We start from the raw sequence: 15,308 nt of genomic DNA, 5'->3' as shown, positions 1-15,308 counted from the left end.
TCGTGCGGGTCCTGGTGGTCGGTTCTGGTGGCGTGGGCGACGCGGTCGCCCGGATCGCGGCGCGGCGGCGGTTCTTCGAGCGGCTCGTGGTGGCCGACGTCGACCTCGGGCGCGCGCAGCGCACGGTCGAGGCGGCGAGCGCGCACGACGTCGTCGGCGGCAGGTTCCTGGCGGCGGTGGTCGACGCCTCGAGCGCCGAGGCGGTCGAGGCCCTGGTGCGCGAGCACGGCGCCACCCACGTGCTCAACGCGGTCGACCCGCGGTTCGTGCTGCCGATCTTCGAGGGTGTCCGGGCGGCGGGCGCGCACTACCTCGACATGGCGATGTCCCTGTCGCACGCGCACCCGGAGCGTCCGTACGAGCTGCCCGGCGTCAAGCTGGGCGACGAGCAGTTCGCGCAGGCCGCGCAGTGGGAGGCCGACGGCCGGCTCGCGCTGGTCGGCATCGGTGTCGAGCCGGGCCTGTCCGACGTCTTCGCCCGGTATGCCGCGGACCACCTGTTCGGAGCGATCGACGAGCTCGGCGTGCGCGACGGCGCCAACCTCGAGGTGCTCGGGGAGGCCGGTGAGCCCATCTTCGCGCCGTCGTTCTCCATCTGGACCACGATCGAGGAGTGCCTGAACCCGCCGGTCATCTGGTCGGCGGACCGGGCCGAGGCCGGCGCCGGGCTCCAGGACGGCTGGTTCACCGTGGCGCCGTTCCACGAGCCCGAGGTGTTCCGGTTCCCGGATCCGATCGGCGACGTCGAGTGCGTGCACGTCGAGCACGAGGAGGTGCTCCTCATGCCGCGCTGGGTGGACGCCCGCAAGGTGACGTTCAAGTACGGGCTCGGCGAGGAGTTCATCGGCGTGCTGCAGACCCTGCACCGACTCGGCCTCGACAGGACCGAGCCGGTGACCGTCCGCGGCGTGCCGGTGAGCCCCCGCGACGTCGTCGCCGCGGCGCTGCCCGACCCCGCCACGATCGGCCCTCGGATGACGGGCTCGACCTGTGCCGGCCTGCTGGTCACCGGCACCGGCAAGGACGGTGCGCCGCGAGAGGTCTACCTGTACCACCTCGTCGACAACGCGTGGTCGATGGCCGAGTACGGCGCGCAGTGCGTCGTGTGGCAGACCGCGGTCAACCCCGTCGTCGCGCTCGAGCTCCTCGCGGCCGGTACCTGGTCGGGCACCGGGGTGCTCGGCCCGGAGGCGTTCGACGCGGTCCCGTTCCTCGAGCTGCTCGCGGCGCCGACGCCCCAGGGCTACGGCTCGCCGTGGGGCCTCGAGGAACGCGATCCGTCCTAGAGGGCCAGCAGGGCTTCCTCCAGCACGGTGAGCGCCTCGTCGAGCAGGTCGAGCCCGATGACCAGCGGGGGCAGGAGACGCAGGACGTTGCCCCACGTGCCGCACGTGAGCACGAGCACGCCCTGCGCGGCGCACGCCGCCGCGACCTTCTGCGCCGCGGCCTTGTCGGGTTCGAGCGAGCCCGGCACGACGAGCTCGACGGCGAGCATCGCGCCGCGGCCGCGGACGTCGGCCACCGCCGGCACGCGGGCCTGCAGAGCCCGAAGTCGCGGGACGACCGCCGCCTCGATCGCCCGGGCGGCGCCGGCCAGGTCGTCGCGCTCGTAGATCTGCAGCGAGGCCAGCGCGGCCGCGCACGCGATCGGGTTGCCGCCGAACGTTCCGCCCAGGCCGCCGGGGTGGACCGCGTCGAGCAGGTCGGCGCGCCCGGTGACGGCACCGAGCGGCAGGCCGCCGGCGATGCCCTTGGCCAGCGCGATCAGGTCGGGGACGACGCCCTCGTGGTCGCTGGCGAACATCGAGCCCGTACGCGCGAAGCCGGTCTGCACCTCGTCGGCGACGAACACGATGCCCTTGTCGGCCGCCCATGCCGCGAGCGTCCGCAGGAAGCCGGGTGCCGGCACGACGAAGCCACCCTCGCCCAGGATCGGCTCGACGACGAGCGCGGCCACCTGGTCGGCGCCGACCTGCCGCTCGGCGACGTCGATCGCGCGTCGGGCCGCCTGCTCGCCGGTCATCCCCGACGGGTCGCGCAGCGGGTAGGACGCCGGCACGCGGTAGACCTCGCCAACGAACGGACCGAAGCCGGTCTTGTACGGCATCGCCCGCGCGGTCATCGCCATCGTGAGGTTGGTGCGCCCGTGGTACGCGTGGTCGAGCACGAGCACGGCGGACCGGCCGGTCGCGCGCCGGGCGATCTTCACGGCGTTCTCGACGGCCTCGGCGCCCGAGTTCACCAGCAGCGAGCGCTTCTCGTGCGTGCCGGGCGTGAGGCGTGCGAGGCCCTCGCACACGGCGACGTACTCCTCGTAGGGGCTGATCATGAAGCAGGTGTGCGTGAAGTCCGCCGCCTGCGCCGCGACGGCGGCGGCCACCTCGGGGGAGCTCGCGCCGACGGACGTCACCGCGATGCCGGAACCCAGGTCCACCAGCACGTTGCCGTCGACGTCCTCGATGACCGCACCGGCCGCCCGCGACACGTAGACGGGCAGCGTCGAGGACACGCCCGCCGCGACGGCCGCGCGACGGCGCTCACCGAGCGCGACCGAGCGCGGACCCGGGATCGCCGTGCGCAGGACTCGACGCTGCTCGAGGGGGGTGGCGGGGACGGAAACAGTGGTCATGGAGGGACGGTAGTGCGGATCTCATCGCTCCGGAAGCGTCCGGGCGACGGAATCCGCCGAGACGGACGTCATCCCGGCGACGGGCTGAGCGGCGCGACGGGGGGAGCGGGTCTAGCCTGCCCGGGTGAGCGAGCTTTCCGACTACCTCGAGGGACTGCCGGACGGGACCCGCGAGGTCGTCGGGCACGTCTACGCGCGGGCGCGCTCGCTGGTGCCCGAGGCCGAGGACGGCGTGGGCTACGGCATGCCCGCGCTGCGCTATCGCGGCAAGCCGCTGCTGTCGGTCATGGTGGCCAAGGGGCACATCGGGCTCTACCCGTTCAGCCCGCCGGCGCTGGACACCGTCCGCGACGAGCTGGGCGACTTCTCGACCGCGAAGGGCACGGTCCGGTTCACGCCCGAGCACCCGCTGCCCGACGACGTGCTCGACCGGCTCGTGCTCGCCCGTCGCGCCGAGATCGACGGCTGACGCGCCTGCACGAGACCCTCACGGCGCGTGCGCAGGGCTCGGCAGGTCCGCCCGCGGCGCGGTGCGATGATGGGGCGGTGAGCGTTCCGATCTCCCTGGGCATGCCCGAGGCGCCCGCGCCCGTGCTGGCGCCGCGCCGTCCGACCCGCAAGATCCGCGTGGGCAAGGTCGAGGTCGGCGGTGACGCGCCGGTCTCGGTGCAGTCCATGGCGACCACGCCGACCACCGACATCAACCGCACGCTGCAGCAGATCGCCGAGCTCACGGCCGCCGGCTGCGACATCGTGCGCGTCGCGGTGCCCAGCCAGGACGACGCGGACGCGCTGCCCGCGATCGCGCGCAAGTCGCAGATCCCGGTGATCGCCGACATCCACTTCCAGCCCAAGTACGTGTTCGCCGCGATCGACGCAGGCTGCGCCGCGGTGCGGGTGAACCCGGGCAACATCCGCAAGTTCGACGACCAGGTCGGCGAGATCGCGAAGGCGGCGGCCGCCGCCGGTGTCAGCCTGCGGATCGGCGTCAACGCCGGCTCGCTCGACCCCCGCCTGCTCGCCAAGTACGGCAAGGCGACCCCCGAGGCGCTCGTCGAGTCCGCCGTCTGGGAGGCGTCGCTGTTCGAGGAGCACGACTTCCACGACTTCAAGATCTCGGTCAAGCACAACGACCCGGTCGTCATGGTCCGCGCCTACGAGCTGCTCTCCGAGCGGGGCGACTGGCCGCTGCACCTCGGCGTGACCGAGGCCGGCCCGGCGTTCCAGGGCACGATCAAGTCCGCGACCGCGTTCGGCGCGCTGCTGAGCAAGGGCATCGGGGACACGATCCGGGTCTCGCTGTCCGCGCCGCCCGTCGAAGAGGTCAAGGTCGGCATCCAGATCCTGCAGTCGCTCAACCTGCGGCCGCGCAAGCTCGAGATCGTCTCGTGCCCGTCGTGCGGACGCGCCCAGGTGGACGTCTACACGCTCGCGGAGCGCGTCACGGCCGGGCTCGAGGGCCTCGAGGTGCCGTTGCGCGTGGCCGTGATGGGTTGCGTCGTCAACGGCCCCGGGGAGGCGCGTGAGGCGGACCTCGGCGTCGCGTCCGGCAACGGCAAGGGCCAGATCTTCGTCAAGGGTGTGGTCGTCAAGACCGTCCCCGAGTCGCAGATCGTCGAGACCCTGATCGAGGAGGCCATGCGGATCGCCGAGTCGATGGACCCGGTCGAGTCGGGCTCGGGCGTGCCGGTGGTCAGCGTCCGCTGATCGTCGCGGACCCGTACGGGTTTCCGACCCGCGGCGCACAGGCGGGTGAGGCACAATCCCCTCATGGGGCCACGGCGCGCGACGACGCTCGACCGTCGTTCCGGTGGTCGGGTCCTGACGGACGTCGACCTCGGTGCGGCGCTGCGGGTGTGCGCGCTCGACCCGGTCGGCTCCGTGCTCGCCACCGCTCGGCTCGAGCACGCACGGCTCGTCGGGCTGGCGGCCGCCGGCGGGGTGCTGTGGGGCTACGTCCACGAGGGCGTGCTCGTCGCGATCTGCTGGGCCGGGCCGAACATGGTGCCCGTGGTACCCGTCGCCGACGAGCGGGTCGCGCAGGCCGCGATCGAGTCGTTCGCGGGCCTGGCCGCCCAGGGCGGCCGCCGCTGCTCCTCGATCGTCGGACCTGCGCCGGCCGTGCTCGCCGTCTGGCGGCTGCTGCGCCCCGCGTGGCCCGGCGTGCGCGAGGTGCGCGACGACCAGCCGTCGATGGTGATCGACCACTCGCCGACCGTCGCCCCGGACCGGTGGGTGCGCTGCTCCCGGTCCGACGAGCTCGGCGCCGTCCTGCCCGCATGCGTGCGGATGTTCACCGAGGAGGTCGGCTACTCACCCGCGTCCGGCCCCCACGGCCCGTACGAGACGCGGGTGCGCCACCTCGTCGAGCAGGGCCGCTCGCTGGTGCGCATGGAACCCGGGCTCGACGGCACCCCCCGCGTCGTCTTCAAGGGCGAGCTCGGCGCGGTCGCCGGCGGCGTCGCCCAGGTCCAGGGCGTGTGGGTCGCCCCCGACCGCCGTGGCGAGCGCCTGTCCGAGGGCGGCATGGCCGCGATCGTCGAGCACACCCGCAGGCACGTCGCCCCCGTCGTCTCGCTGTACGTCAACGCGTACAACGCACGCGCCATCGCCGCCTACCGCGCCGTCGGCTTCCGCCAGGTCGGCTCCTACGCCACGGTCCTGTTCTAGGCCGAGCACCCGCGCTGCGGGTGGTCCTCCCGCCGGCACGCGACGGGACGTCCACCCACCGCACGCCCGCGCGGCCCGAACGGCCGGGGCGCCGGGCGGGTCAGCGCAGGAGGCGGGAGAGGCGGCGGTCGGCCAGGGGTTTGCCGCCGGTCTGGCAGGTGGGGCAGTACTGGAGCGACGAGTCGGCGAAGGACACCTCGTGGACGGTGTCGCCGCACGGCGTGCCGTCCCAGCCGGGGCAGGGCTCGCCGGTGCGGGCGTGCACGCGCATGCCGCGGCGCTTGGCGTCCTTGAGCTCGGCGGCGGGCTTGCCGGAGGCGGCGTCCACCGCCGCGGTGAGCACGTCGCGGATCGCGGCGTAGATGGTGTCCGCCTGCTCGTCGGACAGCTTGCCGGTGAGCGCGAACGGCGAGGTGCGGGCGGCGTGCAGGATCTCGTCGGAGTACGCGTTGCCGATGCCCGCGATGGTGCCCTGGTCCCGCAGGAGGCCCTTGACCTGCTGGTTCCGGGAGGCGAGCAGCTCCCCGAAGCGCTCGCGCGTGAAGTCCGACGAGAGAGGCTCGACGCCGAGCGACGCGACCTGCGGGACGTCGAACGGGTCCTCGACCACGTAGACCGCGAGGCGCTTGCGTGTGCCCTGCTCGGTGAGGTCGAAGCCGGAGCCGTCGTCGAGCCCCACGCGCAGCGCGAGCGGTGACTTCCCGGGCCGGACCGGCGTCGCGGGCAGTGCGTCCGACCAGCGCACCCAGCCCGCACGGGACAGGTGCCAGACGAGGTGCAACGGCTCTCCGGTGCCCGTCGCGACCATGAGGTCGAGCCACTTGCCGTGCCGCGAGACGTCGACCACCTCGCACCCGACGAGCGCGCCCGGCGGCGGCCGGAACGTCTTGAGAGCGCTGATCTGGCCGATCGACACCGCGGCGACGGACCGGCCGGTGGCGCGCCCGCCCAGGAACTGCGCGAGCGCCTCGACCTCGGGGAGCTCGGGCACCCGCCCATCGTGGCGCATGACGCCCACGCCGTCAGCCCGTCCGGCACGGGCGCCGGGGACAACTAGGCTTCCGACCATGCTCCTGCGTATGTCCACGTTGTTCGTCCGCACGCTGCGCGAGGACCCCGCCGACGCCGAGGTGGCGAGCCACCGCCTGCTCGTGCGCGCGGGCTACATCCGCCGCGCCGCCCCCGGGATCTACACCTGGCTGCCGCTCGGCCTGCGCGTGCTCGCCAAGGTCGAGGCCGTCGTCCGCGAGGAGATGACCGCCGCGGGCGCGCAGGAGGTGCACTTCCCGGCGCTGCTGCCCAAGGAGCCGTACGAGGCGACGGGCCGCTGGACCGAGTACGGGCCCAACATCTTCCGGCTCAAGGACCGCAAGGGCGGCGACTACCTGCTCGCGCCGACGCACGAGGAGATGTTCACGCTGCTGGTCAAGGACCTGTACTCCTCGTACAAGGACCTGCCGCTGACGCTGTTCCAGATCCAGACGAAGTACCGCGACGAGGCCCGCCCGCGCGCAGGCCTGATCCGCGGGCGCGAGTTCGTCATGAAGGACGCGTACTCCTTCGACGTCGACGACGCCGGCCTGGACGCCTCGTACCAGGCGCAGCGCGACGCCTACGAGCGCATCTTCGACCGGCTCGGGCTCGAGTACGTCATCGTCGCCGCGACGTCCGGCGCGATGGGCGGGTCGCGCTCCGAGGAGTTCCTCACGCCGACGCCGATCGGAGAGGACACGTTCGTCCGCAGCGCCGGTGGGTACGCGGCGAACGTCGAGGCCGTCACGACGGTCGTGCCGGACGCGCTGCCGTACGACGACGCGCCCGCGGCGCACGTCGAGGACACCCCGGACACCCCGACGATCGAGTCGCTCGTGGCGGTCGCCAACGAACGGTTCGCGCGGCCGGACCGCGCCTGGACCGCCGCGGACACGCTGAAGAACGTCGTCCTCGTGCTCGTGCAGCCGACCGGCAGTCGTGAGCTGCTCGTGGTCGGCCTGCCGGGCGACCGTGAGGTCGACCTCAAGCGGCTCGAGGCCGCCGTGGCACCCGCCGAGGTCGAGGCCGCGGGCGAGGCCGACTTCGCCGCGCACCCCGAGCTCGTGAAGGGGTACATCGGCCCCGGGGCGCTCGGTCCGAACGTCGACGGGCTCGCCCTCGACGACGAGGGACGCACCGCGATCCGTTTCCTGCTCGACCCGCGTGTCGTGCCCGGCACGCGGTGGATCACCGGCGCGAACCTGCCCGGCAAGCACGTGTTCGACCTCGTCGCGGGCCGGGACTTCACCGCCGACGGCACGGTCGAGGCCGCCGAGGTGCGCGCGGGCGACCCCGCCCCCGACGGCTCGGGTCCGCTCGAGCTCGCGCGGGGCATCGAGATCGGCCACATCTTCGCGCTCGGCCGCAAGTACGCCCAGGCGCTCGGGTTGACGGTGCTCGACCAGAACGGCAAGGCACAGGTCGTGACGATGGGCTCGTACGGCGTGGGCGTGACCCGGGTCCTCGCGGCGCTCGCCGAGGCCAACCACGACGACAAGGGCCTCGCCTGGCCCGCGCACGTCGCACCCGCGCACGTGCACGTCGTGGCCACCGGCAGGGACGAGGCGGTGTTCCAGGCCGCCGACGAGCTCGCGCGGGGCCTGTCCGCGCGCGGCGTCGAGGTGCTCTACGACGATCGCCCGAAGGTCTCGCCCGGCGTCAAGTTCGCCGATGCCGAGCTGCTGGGCGTGCCGCTCGTCGTGGTCGTGGGCCGGGGTCTGGCGGACGGCGTGGTCGAGGTCCGTCCGCGTGCGGGCGGCGACGCCCAGCAGGTCCCGGTCGTGGACGCGGCCGAGGTCGTCGCCGCGAGGGTCGCCGCACTGCTGTAGAGCTGCTGCCGGTCGGTCAGTTCCAGGTCGGTCAGTTCCAGGTCGGTCAGATCCAGGTCGGTCAGATGCCGGTCGGTCAGCCGTCCGTGGCGGCGCTCGCCTGCTCCGGGAGCCCGGGGAACGCGACGGGTGCCGCGCCCCACGCGCCCGCCGCCGCGATCGCGTCCCGCAGTCCGTCGAGGTACGGCGTGCGCGTCCCCGCCGGGGCCGCGCCGACGGCGTTCGCGTACGCCGCGGCGATCGCCTGCTCCGACGAGCGTGCCAACGCCTGGCCGACGTCGGGGTCGTCGATCCCCGCCGGCAGCGCGTACGCCGCGAGCCGCGGGTCCTGCTCGGTGCCGTCGATCCCCGCGGCGACCGCCCACGACTGCGCCGCGGCCCGGTGTCGCTGCGCCTGCGCGAACGCGAGATCCTGTGCGGCGTCGGCGCGGTGCGCCGCGATGACCTCGAACGCGTAGCCCGCCTGGTCGTGCGTGAGCACGAGGTCGCCGATCGCGTCGACGGGCAGCTCGCTGTCGGAGGTCGGCTCCGCACCCGGGTCGGCTCCCGGGTCCGTCGCCGGGTCCGTCGTCGGGTCGGTCGTCGGGTCCGACGAGACCCCGGTCGGGGTCGCCGTGGGCGTCGCCGAGGGTGCGGCCGGATCGGCGGGCTGCTCGGGGACCGGGAGGTCCGCCGCGGCGGCGAGCCGCGTCATGAGCTGGGCACGCGCGGTGGCGACCGAGCCGAGCAGCCGCGCGAGCGGACCGTCGGTGACGGCGTCCGTGTCGGTCCGAGCCGTGGCCGAGGTGTCGGCCAGCAGGTCGAGCACGTCCTGCGCCGTCGCTGGCGCGGGTGTGGCGGGCTCGCCGGGGGAGGCCGCCGGCGTCGCGAGCCCCGACACGTACTCGCCGCCGAGCTGGTCGGCGTGCGCGGTCGAGAACGTCACGACGTCGGTCAGCACCGCGCTGACCGGGTCGACGGCGTCGGGCGTTGCCTCGCTCGTCGTCGGGCTCGTCGTCGGGCTCGGCGCGTCGGAGCCCATCGCGGACGTGCCGAGCGCGCGGTTCGCGACGTCGACGAGCGTGAGCGCGTCGTCGACACCGCGGGCCCTGACCTGCTCGAGCGCGTCGGGCGACGGCTCGGGCGGTGGCGGCGTCTCGAGGCGCAGCCCGCACCCCGTCAAGGTCGCGACGAGCGCGGCGAGCACGACGACGAGGACGCCGCGGGCCGGCGCGCGGTGCGCGCGCGTGCTCGTCGGACCGTTCGTCGTGCGTCCTGCCGTGCTCGTTGCCACGCGCTCACCTCCTGGTCGTCGCGGTGATCCTGCCACGACAGCCTCGGTGCGCCGGGCAGCGCCGGGCGGGCGGCGCGGGACTCGTTAGGCTGGGGGACCACAACATCACAGGGTCGAGCCGTGCGCGCGGACCCAGGAGCGGGAAGGAGGCGGTCATGGCCGACGCGCCCCCGCAGCGACTGCGCTCCGTGCTCGCACCGGTCGTCGAGTCCGTCGGTCTCGTGCTCGACGACGTCGTCGTGCGGCGCACCGGCGGGACCACGCTCGTCGAGATCGCGCTCGACGTGCCGCAGGACGAGGACCTGGACCTGGACCTCGACCGGATCGCGGACGCGACGCGCGCGATCTCCGCGGCGCTCGACGAGCACGACGACCTGGTGCCGGGCCACTACACGCTCGAGGTGGGCAGTCGGGGCGCGGAGAGTCCGCTCACGCAGCGCCGGCACTTCCTGCGCGCCGTCGGTCGCACGGTCCGCGTGCGCACGACGAGCGGCGACAACATCTCCGGGCGGCTGGTGGCCGTCGAGCAGACGGACGACGACGGCGCGGCACGCGACATCGTCGTCGTCGTGCCGGTGACGCCCGGCGTGAAGGGCAGACGTCCGCGCGAGGGCGCGCCGGTGAGCCTCGAGCTCACGGCGATCGCCGATGCGCGTGTGCAGGTGGACCTGTCGGGGCTCGGCTCCGACGACGAGAACGGCGGGGAGCGCTCCGGTGCGCCCGCCGCGGGACAGGAGATCTGATGGACATCGACATGCAGGCGCTGCGGAGCCTCGAGCACGAGCGCGAGATCGGGCTCGACGTGCTCGTCGAGGCGATCGAGCAGGCGCTGCTGTCCGCGTACCACCGCACGCCGGGCGCACAGCCGCGCGCGCGGGTCGAGGTCGATCGCAAGACCGGTCACGTGACCGTCTGGGCGCGTGAGCCCGTCGTGCTCGACGACGAGGGGGAGCCGCTGCCGGAGGCCCCCGAGTTCGACGACACGCCCGACGGGTTCGGGCGCATCGCGACCTCCACCGCGCGGCAGGTCATCGTGCAGCGCCTGCGCGACGCCGAGGACGACCAGGTGCTCGGCGCGTTCCGGGGCAAGGAGGGCGAGGTCATCGGCGGCGTCATCCAGCAGGGCTCCGACCCGCGCACGGTGCACGTGGAGGTCGGTGGCATCGAGGCGGTGCTGCCCGCGCACGAGCAGGTGCCCGGCGAGCAGTACGTCCACGGTGAGCGCATCCGTGGCTACGTGCTGGAGGTCGCGCGCGGTCCCCGCGGCCCGCAGGTCACGCTCTCGCGCACGCATCCCGGGCTGGTGCGCAAGCTGTTCGCGCTCGAGGTGCCGGAGGTCGCCGACGGGACCGTCGAGATCACGGCGCTGGCCCGCGAGGCCGGTCATCGCACCAAGATGGCGGTCTACGCGACCGTCCCCGGCGTGAACGCCAAGGGTGCGTGCATCGGCCCGATGGGCGGCCGGGTGCGGGCCGTCATGGCCGAGCTGCACGGGGAGAAGATCGACATCGTCGACCACTCCGACGACCCGGCCGAGATGATCGCGCACGCGCTGTCGCCCTCGCGCGTCGTCTCGGTCACGATCGTGGACCCGGTCGCGCGTGCGGCGCGGGTCGTCGTGCCGGACTACCAGCTCTCGCTGGCCATCGGCAAGGAGGGCCAGAACGCGCGCCTCGCGGCCAAGCTGACCGGCTGGCGGATCGACATCCGGTCCGACGCGGAGGTCCTGTCCGACGCGGCGCCCGGCAACCCGTCCGGCACCCCGTCCAGCACCGTGACGCCCCCGGCGACGGGCGGCGACGGTCACGAACGGTGAGCCGCGGGGGTAGACTCGACGACGCTGGGCTGGAAGCCCGGCGCCCCCTGCATGCACAGGTGCCCCCCGACCAGGTTGTGGTGGGCCCCGTTCGCACGTGCGTCGGGTGCCGAGCCACTGGTCCGAGGTCGACCCTGCTGAGGGTGGTCGCCGCTGCGACGGAGACGGGAGCTCCCGTGCTTGTCGTGGACGTGCGGCGCCGGATGCCGGGTCGGGGTGCGTGGCTGCACCCAGATCCTGGCTGCCTCGAGCTCGCGACCCGCCGTCGCGCGTTCGGACGGGCCCTGCGGTTGCAGGGCGCGCCCGACGTCACGGCGGTGGCCGAGCACCTCGAGCACCAGCACACGACGTCGGCCCGTCTCCGGACGGGCTCCCCGACGCCGACCGTCGAAGAGGGAAGCGGGTTGGAAGCCGATGGCTACCCGATGAGTACGCACCGATGAGTGCCCAGCGATGAGTACCTCGCACTAACGACGGTCCGACCCTGTCTCGGGCGGACCGAGACAGGAGAGAAGTGGCGAAGCTTCGCGTCTACGAGCTCGCGAAAGAGCTCGGCGTCGACAGCAAGAAGATCATGACGACGCTCACCGAGATGGGTGAGTTCGTCCGTTCGGCGTCCTCGACGATCGAGCCCCCCGTCGTGCGCAAGCTGCGCGACACGTTCCCGGCGTCCGGCGGCGGTGCTCCCGAGCCCGCGGCCAAGCCCGCGTCGGCTCGACCGGCAACCCCGGCTCCGGCGGCCCCGGCCCCCGCGCCCGCCGCGGCACCAGTCGCAGCGGCTCCGGCCGCAGCGGTGCCTGCACCGGCCGCACCCGCGCCGGCCGCACCCGCACCCGCCGCACCCGCGCCGAGCCGTCCCGCGGCTCCGGCTGCTCCCGCGCCCGTAGCGCCGGCCGCACGTGCGGCCGGGTCGAGCACGGGTGGCGGTGCCCCGCGTCCGGGTGCCCCGCGTCCGGCGGCGGCCCGTCCCGGCAACAACCCGTTCGCGCCGTCGCAGGGCATGCCCCGCCAGGGCGAGCGTTCCGGCGGTCCGCGCCCCGGTGGTCCGCGTCCGGGCAACAACCCGTTCGCGCCGTCGCAGGGCATGCCCCGTCCGGGCGAGCGTCGTACCGAGAGCGCCCCGGGCGCCCCGGCCGGCGAGCGTCCCGGCGGTCCGCGTCCCGGCGGCCCCCGCCCCGGCGGCCCGCGTCCCAACCCGGGCATGATGCCCGGCCGCACCCAGAGCGGCGTCGGCCGCCCCGGTGAGCGTCCGGCGCCCGGTGGTGCGCGTGGCGGTGCCGGTGGCGGCGCCCGTGGCGGTGCCGGCGGTCGTCCGGGTCCCGGCGGCGGCGGTGCACCTGCCGGTGGCGGCGGCTTCGCCGGTCGTCCTGGCGGCGGTGGCGGTCGTCCCGGCGGCGCCGGTCGTGGCTCCACGCAGGGCGCCTTCGGGCGTGCCGGCGGGCGTCCCGTCCGTGGCCGCAAGTCCAAGCGGGCGAAGCGCCAGGAGTTCGAGCAGATGCAGGCGCCGTCGCTGGGCGGCGTGTCCGTCCCGCGCGGCAACGGCTCGACGGTCGTCCGCCTGCGGCACGGCTCGTCGCTCAACGACTTCGCCGACAAGATCGACGCCAACCCGGCCTCGCTCGTCACGGTGCTGTTCCACCTCGGTGAGATGGCCACGGCGACGCAGTCGCTCGACGAGGACACGTTCGGCACGCTCGCGGCCGAGCTCGGCTACGTCATCGAGATGGTCTCGGCCGAGGAGGAGGACCGCGAGCTGCTCGGGGCCTTCGACATCGACCTGGACGCCGAGCTCGAGGCCGAGGGCGACGACGACCTGCAGGCGCGCCCGCCGGTCGTCACCGTCATGGGTCACGTCGACCACGGCAAGACCAAGCTCCTCGACGCCATCCGGTCCACGGACGTCGTCGCGGGCGAGGCCGGCGGCATCACGCAGCACATCGGTGCCTACCAGGTCACCAAGGAGCACGAGGGCATCGAGCGGCCCATCACGTTCATCGACACCCCGGGTCACGAGGCGTTCACCGCCATGCGTGCGCGTGGTGCGCAGGTGACGGACATCGCGATCCTCGTGGTCGCGGCGGACGACGGCGTGATGCCCCAGACGATCGAGGCGCTCAACCACGCCCAGGCGGCCGGCGTCCCGATCGTGGTCGCGGTCAACAAGGTGGACAAGGAGGGGGCCAACCCCGCCAAGATCCGCCAGCAGCTCACCGAGTACAACCTGGTGGCCGAGGAGTACGGCGGCGACACGATGTTCGTCGACGTCTCCGCGAAGCAGAACCAGGGCATCGACCAGCTGCTCGAGGCCGTGCTGCTCACGGCGGACGCCGCGCTCGACCTGCGGGCGAACCCCGACAAGGACGCACGCGGTGTCGCGATCGAGGCGAACCTCGACAAGGGCCGCGGCGCGGTGGCGACCGTGCTGGTGCAGTCCGGCACGCTGCGCGTCGGCGACGCGATCGTCGCGGGAACGGCCTACGGCCGCGTCCGGGCGATGTTCGACGAGCACGGCGAGACCGTCGCGGTCGCGGGTCCGTCCCGCCCCGTCCAGGTGCTCGGTCTGGCGTCGGTCCCGTCCGCGGGCGACACGCTGATCGTGGCTCCCGAGGAGCGCACGGCCCGTCAGATCGCCGAGAAGCGGGAGGCCGCCGAGCGCGCCGCCCTCCTGGCCAAGCGCCGCAAGCGCATCAGCCTCGAGGACTTCACGCAGGCGCTCGCGCAGGGCAAGGTCGAGACCCTCAACCTCGTCATCAAGGGTGACGTGTCCGGTGCCGTCGAGGCACTCGAGGACGCGCTGCTCAAGATCGACGTGGGCGAGGAGGTCGAGCTGCGTGTCATCCACCGCGGTGTCGGTGCGATCACGCAGAACGACGTCAACCTCGCGACCGTCGACTCGGCGATCATCATCGGCTTCAACGTGAAGTTCGCCGAGCGTGTCGAGGACCTGGCCGACCGTGAGGGCGTCGACGTGCGCTTCTACTCGGTCATCTACCAGGCGATCGACGACGTCGAGGCCGCGCTCAAGGGCATGCTCAAGCCGGAGTACGAGGAGGCCCAGCTCGGCAGCGCCGAGATCCGGGAGATCTTCCGCTCCTCGAAGTTCGGCAACATCGCCGGCGCCATCGTGCGTTCCGGCGAGATCCGCCGGAACACGAAGGCTCGCGTGCTGCGCGGCGGCAAGGTCATCGCCGAGAACCTCACGATCGAGTCGCTCAAGCGGTTCAAGGACGACGCGACCGAGGTCCGCGAGGGCTACGAGTGCGGTATCGGGCTCGGGTCCTACAACGACCTGCAGGTCGAGGACGTCATCGAGACGTTCGAGATGCGGGAGAAGCCGCGGGCCTGATCCGCCAGCTCTGGGCCGGGTGTGGTGTGCACGCACGGCCTACCAGGCGGCCGCCCCTGACGGGGCGGCCGCCCGCCAGGCCCACCACGGCCGTGCGTGCACACCACACCCGTCCTGGCCCCCTCCAGTCCCACTGCGAGGGTCGGGACGACGAGCGGAGGAGAGGGACTGATGGGTGATACGGGACGGGCTCGGAAGCTGGCCGAGCGGGTGCAGCAGGTGGTTGCGCAGATGCTCGACACGCGGGTCAAGGATCCGCGGCTCGGGTTCGTGACGGTGACCGATGTGCGGGTCACCGGCGACCTGCAGCACGCCGACATCTTCTACACCGTGCTCGGGGACGACGAGGAGCGCACGGCGAGTGCCGCGGCGCTCGAGTCGGCCAAGGGCATCATCCGCTCCGAGGTCGGAAAGCAGACCGGGATCCGGCTCACGCCGACCCTCGCCTTCCATCTCGACGCGGTGCCGGAGACGGCGGCGCACCTCGAGGCTGCGCTCGCCGACGCCGCTCGTCGGGACGCCGAGGTCGCCGCGCTGGCGGCCCGCGCGTCCTACGCGGGGGAGTCGGACCCCTACCGCCACCCGGACGAGTCGGACCCCGCCGAGGGCGAGACGGACGTGGTGGCCGGTCCGGCCTGAGCGCCGTACGGACGTGCCGCGACCCCGCGGCCGGATGCGTCTGACGACGCCGTCCGGCCGCGGGGTCGCGTGCT

General features: G+C 73.7%; 13 protein-coding genes. 10 read left to right on the top strand and 3 right to left on the bottom strand.

Annotation, left to right across the window (positions count from 1 at the left end):
• Window positions 1-2: 2 nt before the first annotated feature.
• Window positions 3-1,286, top strand: coding sequence for a saccharopine dehydrogenase family protein (locus CCO02nite_RS04975; RefSeq protein WP_146841945.1), 1,284 nt, complete (start codon window positions 3-5; stop codon window positions 1,284-1,286).
• Here the strand turns inward: CCO02nite_RS04975 and gabT are convergent.
• Window positions 1,283-2,629: a 4-aminobutyrate--2-oxoglutarate transaminase gene (gene gabT, locus CCO02nite_RS04970; RefSeq protein WP_146841944.1), complete on the bottom strand. Its 1,347-nt coding sequence runs from the start codon at window positions 2,627-2,629 to the stop codon at window positions 1,283-1,285. The genes CCO02nite_RS04975 and gabT overlap by 4 nt on opposite strands.
• A gap of 124 nt (window positions 2,630-2,753) precedes the next feature.
• Between gabT and CCO02nite_RS04965 the strand changes: the two genes are divergently transcribed.
• The 3 genes from CCO02nite_RS04965 to CCO02nite_RS04955 all read left to right on the top strand — a co-directional run bounded on the left by CCO02nite_RS04965 (window position 2,754) and on the right by CCO02nite_RS04955 (window position 5,299).
• Window positions 2,754-3,098 (top strand): iron chaperone, encoded by a 345-nt coding sequence (locus CCO02nite_RS04965; RefSeq protein WP_146841943.1) that lies wholly within the window; start codon window positions 2,754-2,756, stop codon window positions 3,096-3,098.
• A gap of 77 nt (window positions 3,099-3,175) precedes the next feature.
• The gene (gene ispG, locus CCO02nite_RS04960; RefSeq protein WP_146841942.1) at window positions 3,176-4,336 is read left to right on the top strand and encodes a flavodoxin-dependent (E)-4-hydroxy-3-methylbut-2-enyl-diphosphate synthase; all 1,161 of its coding nucleotides are present in this window, start codon (window positions 3,176-3,178) and stop codon (window positions 4,334-4,336) included.
• 63 nt (window positions 4,337-4,399) lie between these two features.
• Window positions 4,400-5,299 carry a GNAT family N-acetyltransferase gene (locus tag CCO02nite_RS04955; protein WP_146841941.1) on the top strand — a complete coding sequence of 300 codons (900 nt, stop codon included), beginning with the start codon at window positions 4,400-4,402 and terminating at the stop codon, window positions 5,297-5,299.
• 100 nt (window positions 5,300-5,399) lie between these two features.
• Here CCO02nite_RS04955 and CCO02nite_RS04950 read toward each other — a convergent pair whose 3' ends face one another.
• A complete protein-coding gene (locus tag CCO02nite_RS04950; RefSeq protein ID WP_146841940.1) occupies window positions 5,400-6,290 on the bottom strand; it encodes an Fpg/Nei family DNA glycosylase in 891 nt (296 codons plus the stop codon).
• A gap of 76 nt (window positions 6,291-6,366) precedes the next feature.
• Between CCO02nite_RS04950 and CCO02nite_RS04945 the strand changes: the two genes are divergently transcribed.
• On the top strand, window positions 6,367-8,160 hold the full coding sequence (locus tag CCO02nite_RS04945; RefSeq protein ID WP_146841939.1) for a proline--tRNA ligase: 1,794 nt from the start codon (window positions 6,367-6,369) through the stop codon (window positions 8,158-8,160).
• A gap of 76 nt (window positions 8,161-8,236) precedes the next feature.
• On the opposite strand, the gene CCO02nite_RS04940 is transcribed toward CCO02nite_RS04945, so the two are convergent.
• Complete coding sequence (locus tag CCO02nite_RS04940; RefSeq protein ID WP_146841938.1) at window positions 8,237-9,433, bottom strand: DUF4439 domain-containing protein; 1,197 nt, start codon at window positions 9,431-9,433, stop codon at window positions 8,237-8,239.
• Window positions 9,434-9,588: 155 nt separating this feature from the next.
• Here CCO02nite_RS04940 and rimP point away from each other — a divergent pair, with 155 nt between their 5' ends.
• The 5 genes from rimP to rbfA all read left to right on the top strand — a co-directional run bounded on the left by rimP (window position 9,589) and on the right by rbfA (window position 15,234).
• Complete coding sequence (rimP, locus tag CCO02nite_RS04935) at window positions 9,589-10,176, top strand: ribosome maturation factor RimP (RefSeq protein WP_146841937.1); 588 nt, start codon at window positions 9,589-9,591, stop codon at window positions 10,174-10,176.
• Window positions 10,176-11,249, top strand: coding sequence for a transcription termination factor NusA (gene nusA, locus CCO02nite_RS04930; protein ID WP_146841936.1), 1,074 nt, complete (start codon window positions 10,176-10,178; stop codon window positions 11,247-11,249). The genes rimP and nusA overlap by 1 nt, the downstream gene beginning before the upstream one ends.
• Entirely contained in the window at window positions 11,246-11,692 is a 447-nt protein-coding gene (locus tag CCO02nite_RS04925) for a YlxR family protein (RefSeq protein WP_146841935.1), read from the top strand. The genes nusA and CCO02nite_RS04925 overlap by 4 nt, the downstream gene beginning before the upstream one ends.
• A gap of 71 nt (window positions 11,693-11,763) precedes the next feature.
• Window positions 11,764-14,595 carry a translation initiation factor IF-2 gene (gene infB, locus CCO02nite_RS04920; RefSeq protein WP_146841934.1) on the top strand — a complete coding sequence of 944 codons (2,832 nt, stop codon included), beginning with the start codon at window positions 11,764-11,766 and terminating at the stop codon, window positions 14,593-14,595.
• A 171-nt stretch (window positions 14,596-14,766) separates the two neighbouring features.
• Window positions 14,767-15,234, top strand: a complete 468-nt coding sequence (gene rbfA, locus CCO02nite_RS04915) for a 30S ribosome-binding factor RbfA (RefSeq protein WP_146841933.1) — start codon at window positions 14,767-14,769, stop codon at window positions 15,232-15,234.
• The last annotated feature ends 74 nt before the right edge of the window (window positions 15,235-15,308 follow it).

Origin of the sequence: Cellulomonas composti (assembly GCF_007990245.1) — a bacterium.
Lineage (GTDB): Bacteria > Actinomycetota > Actinomycetes > Actinomycetales > Cellulomonadaceae > Cellulomonas > Cellulomonas composti.
This window is presented reverse-complemented; position numbering and strand designations above follow the sequence as displayed.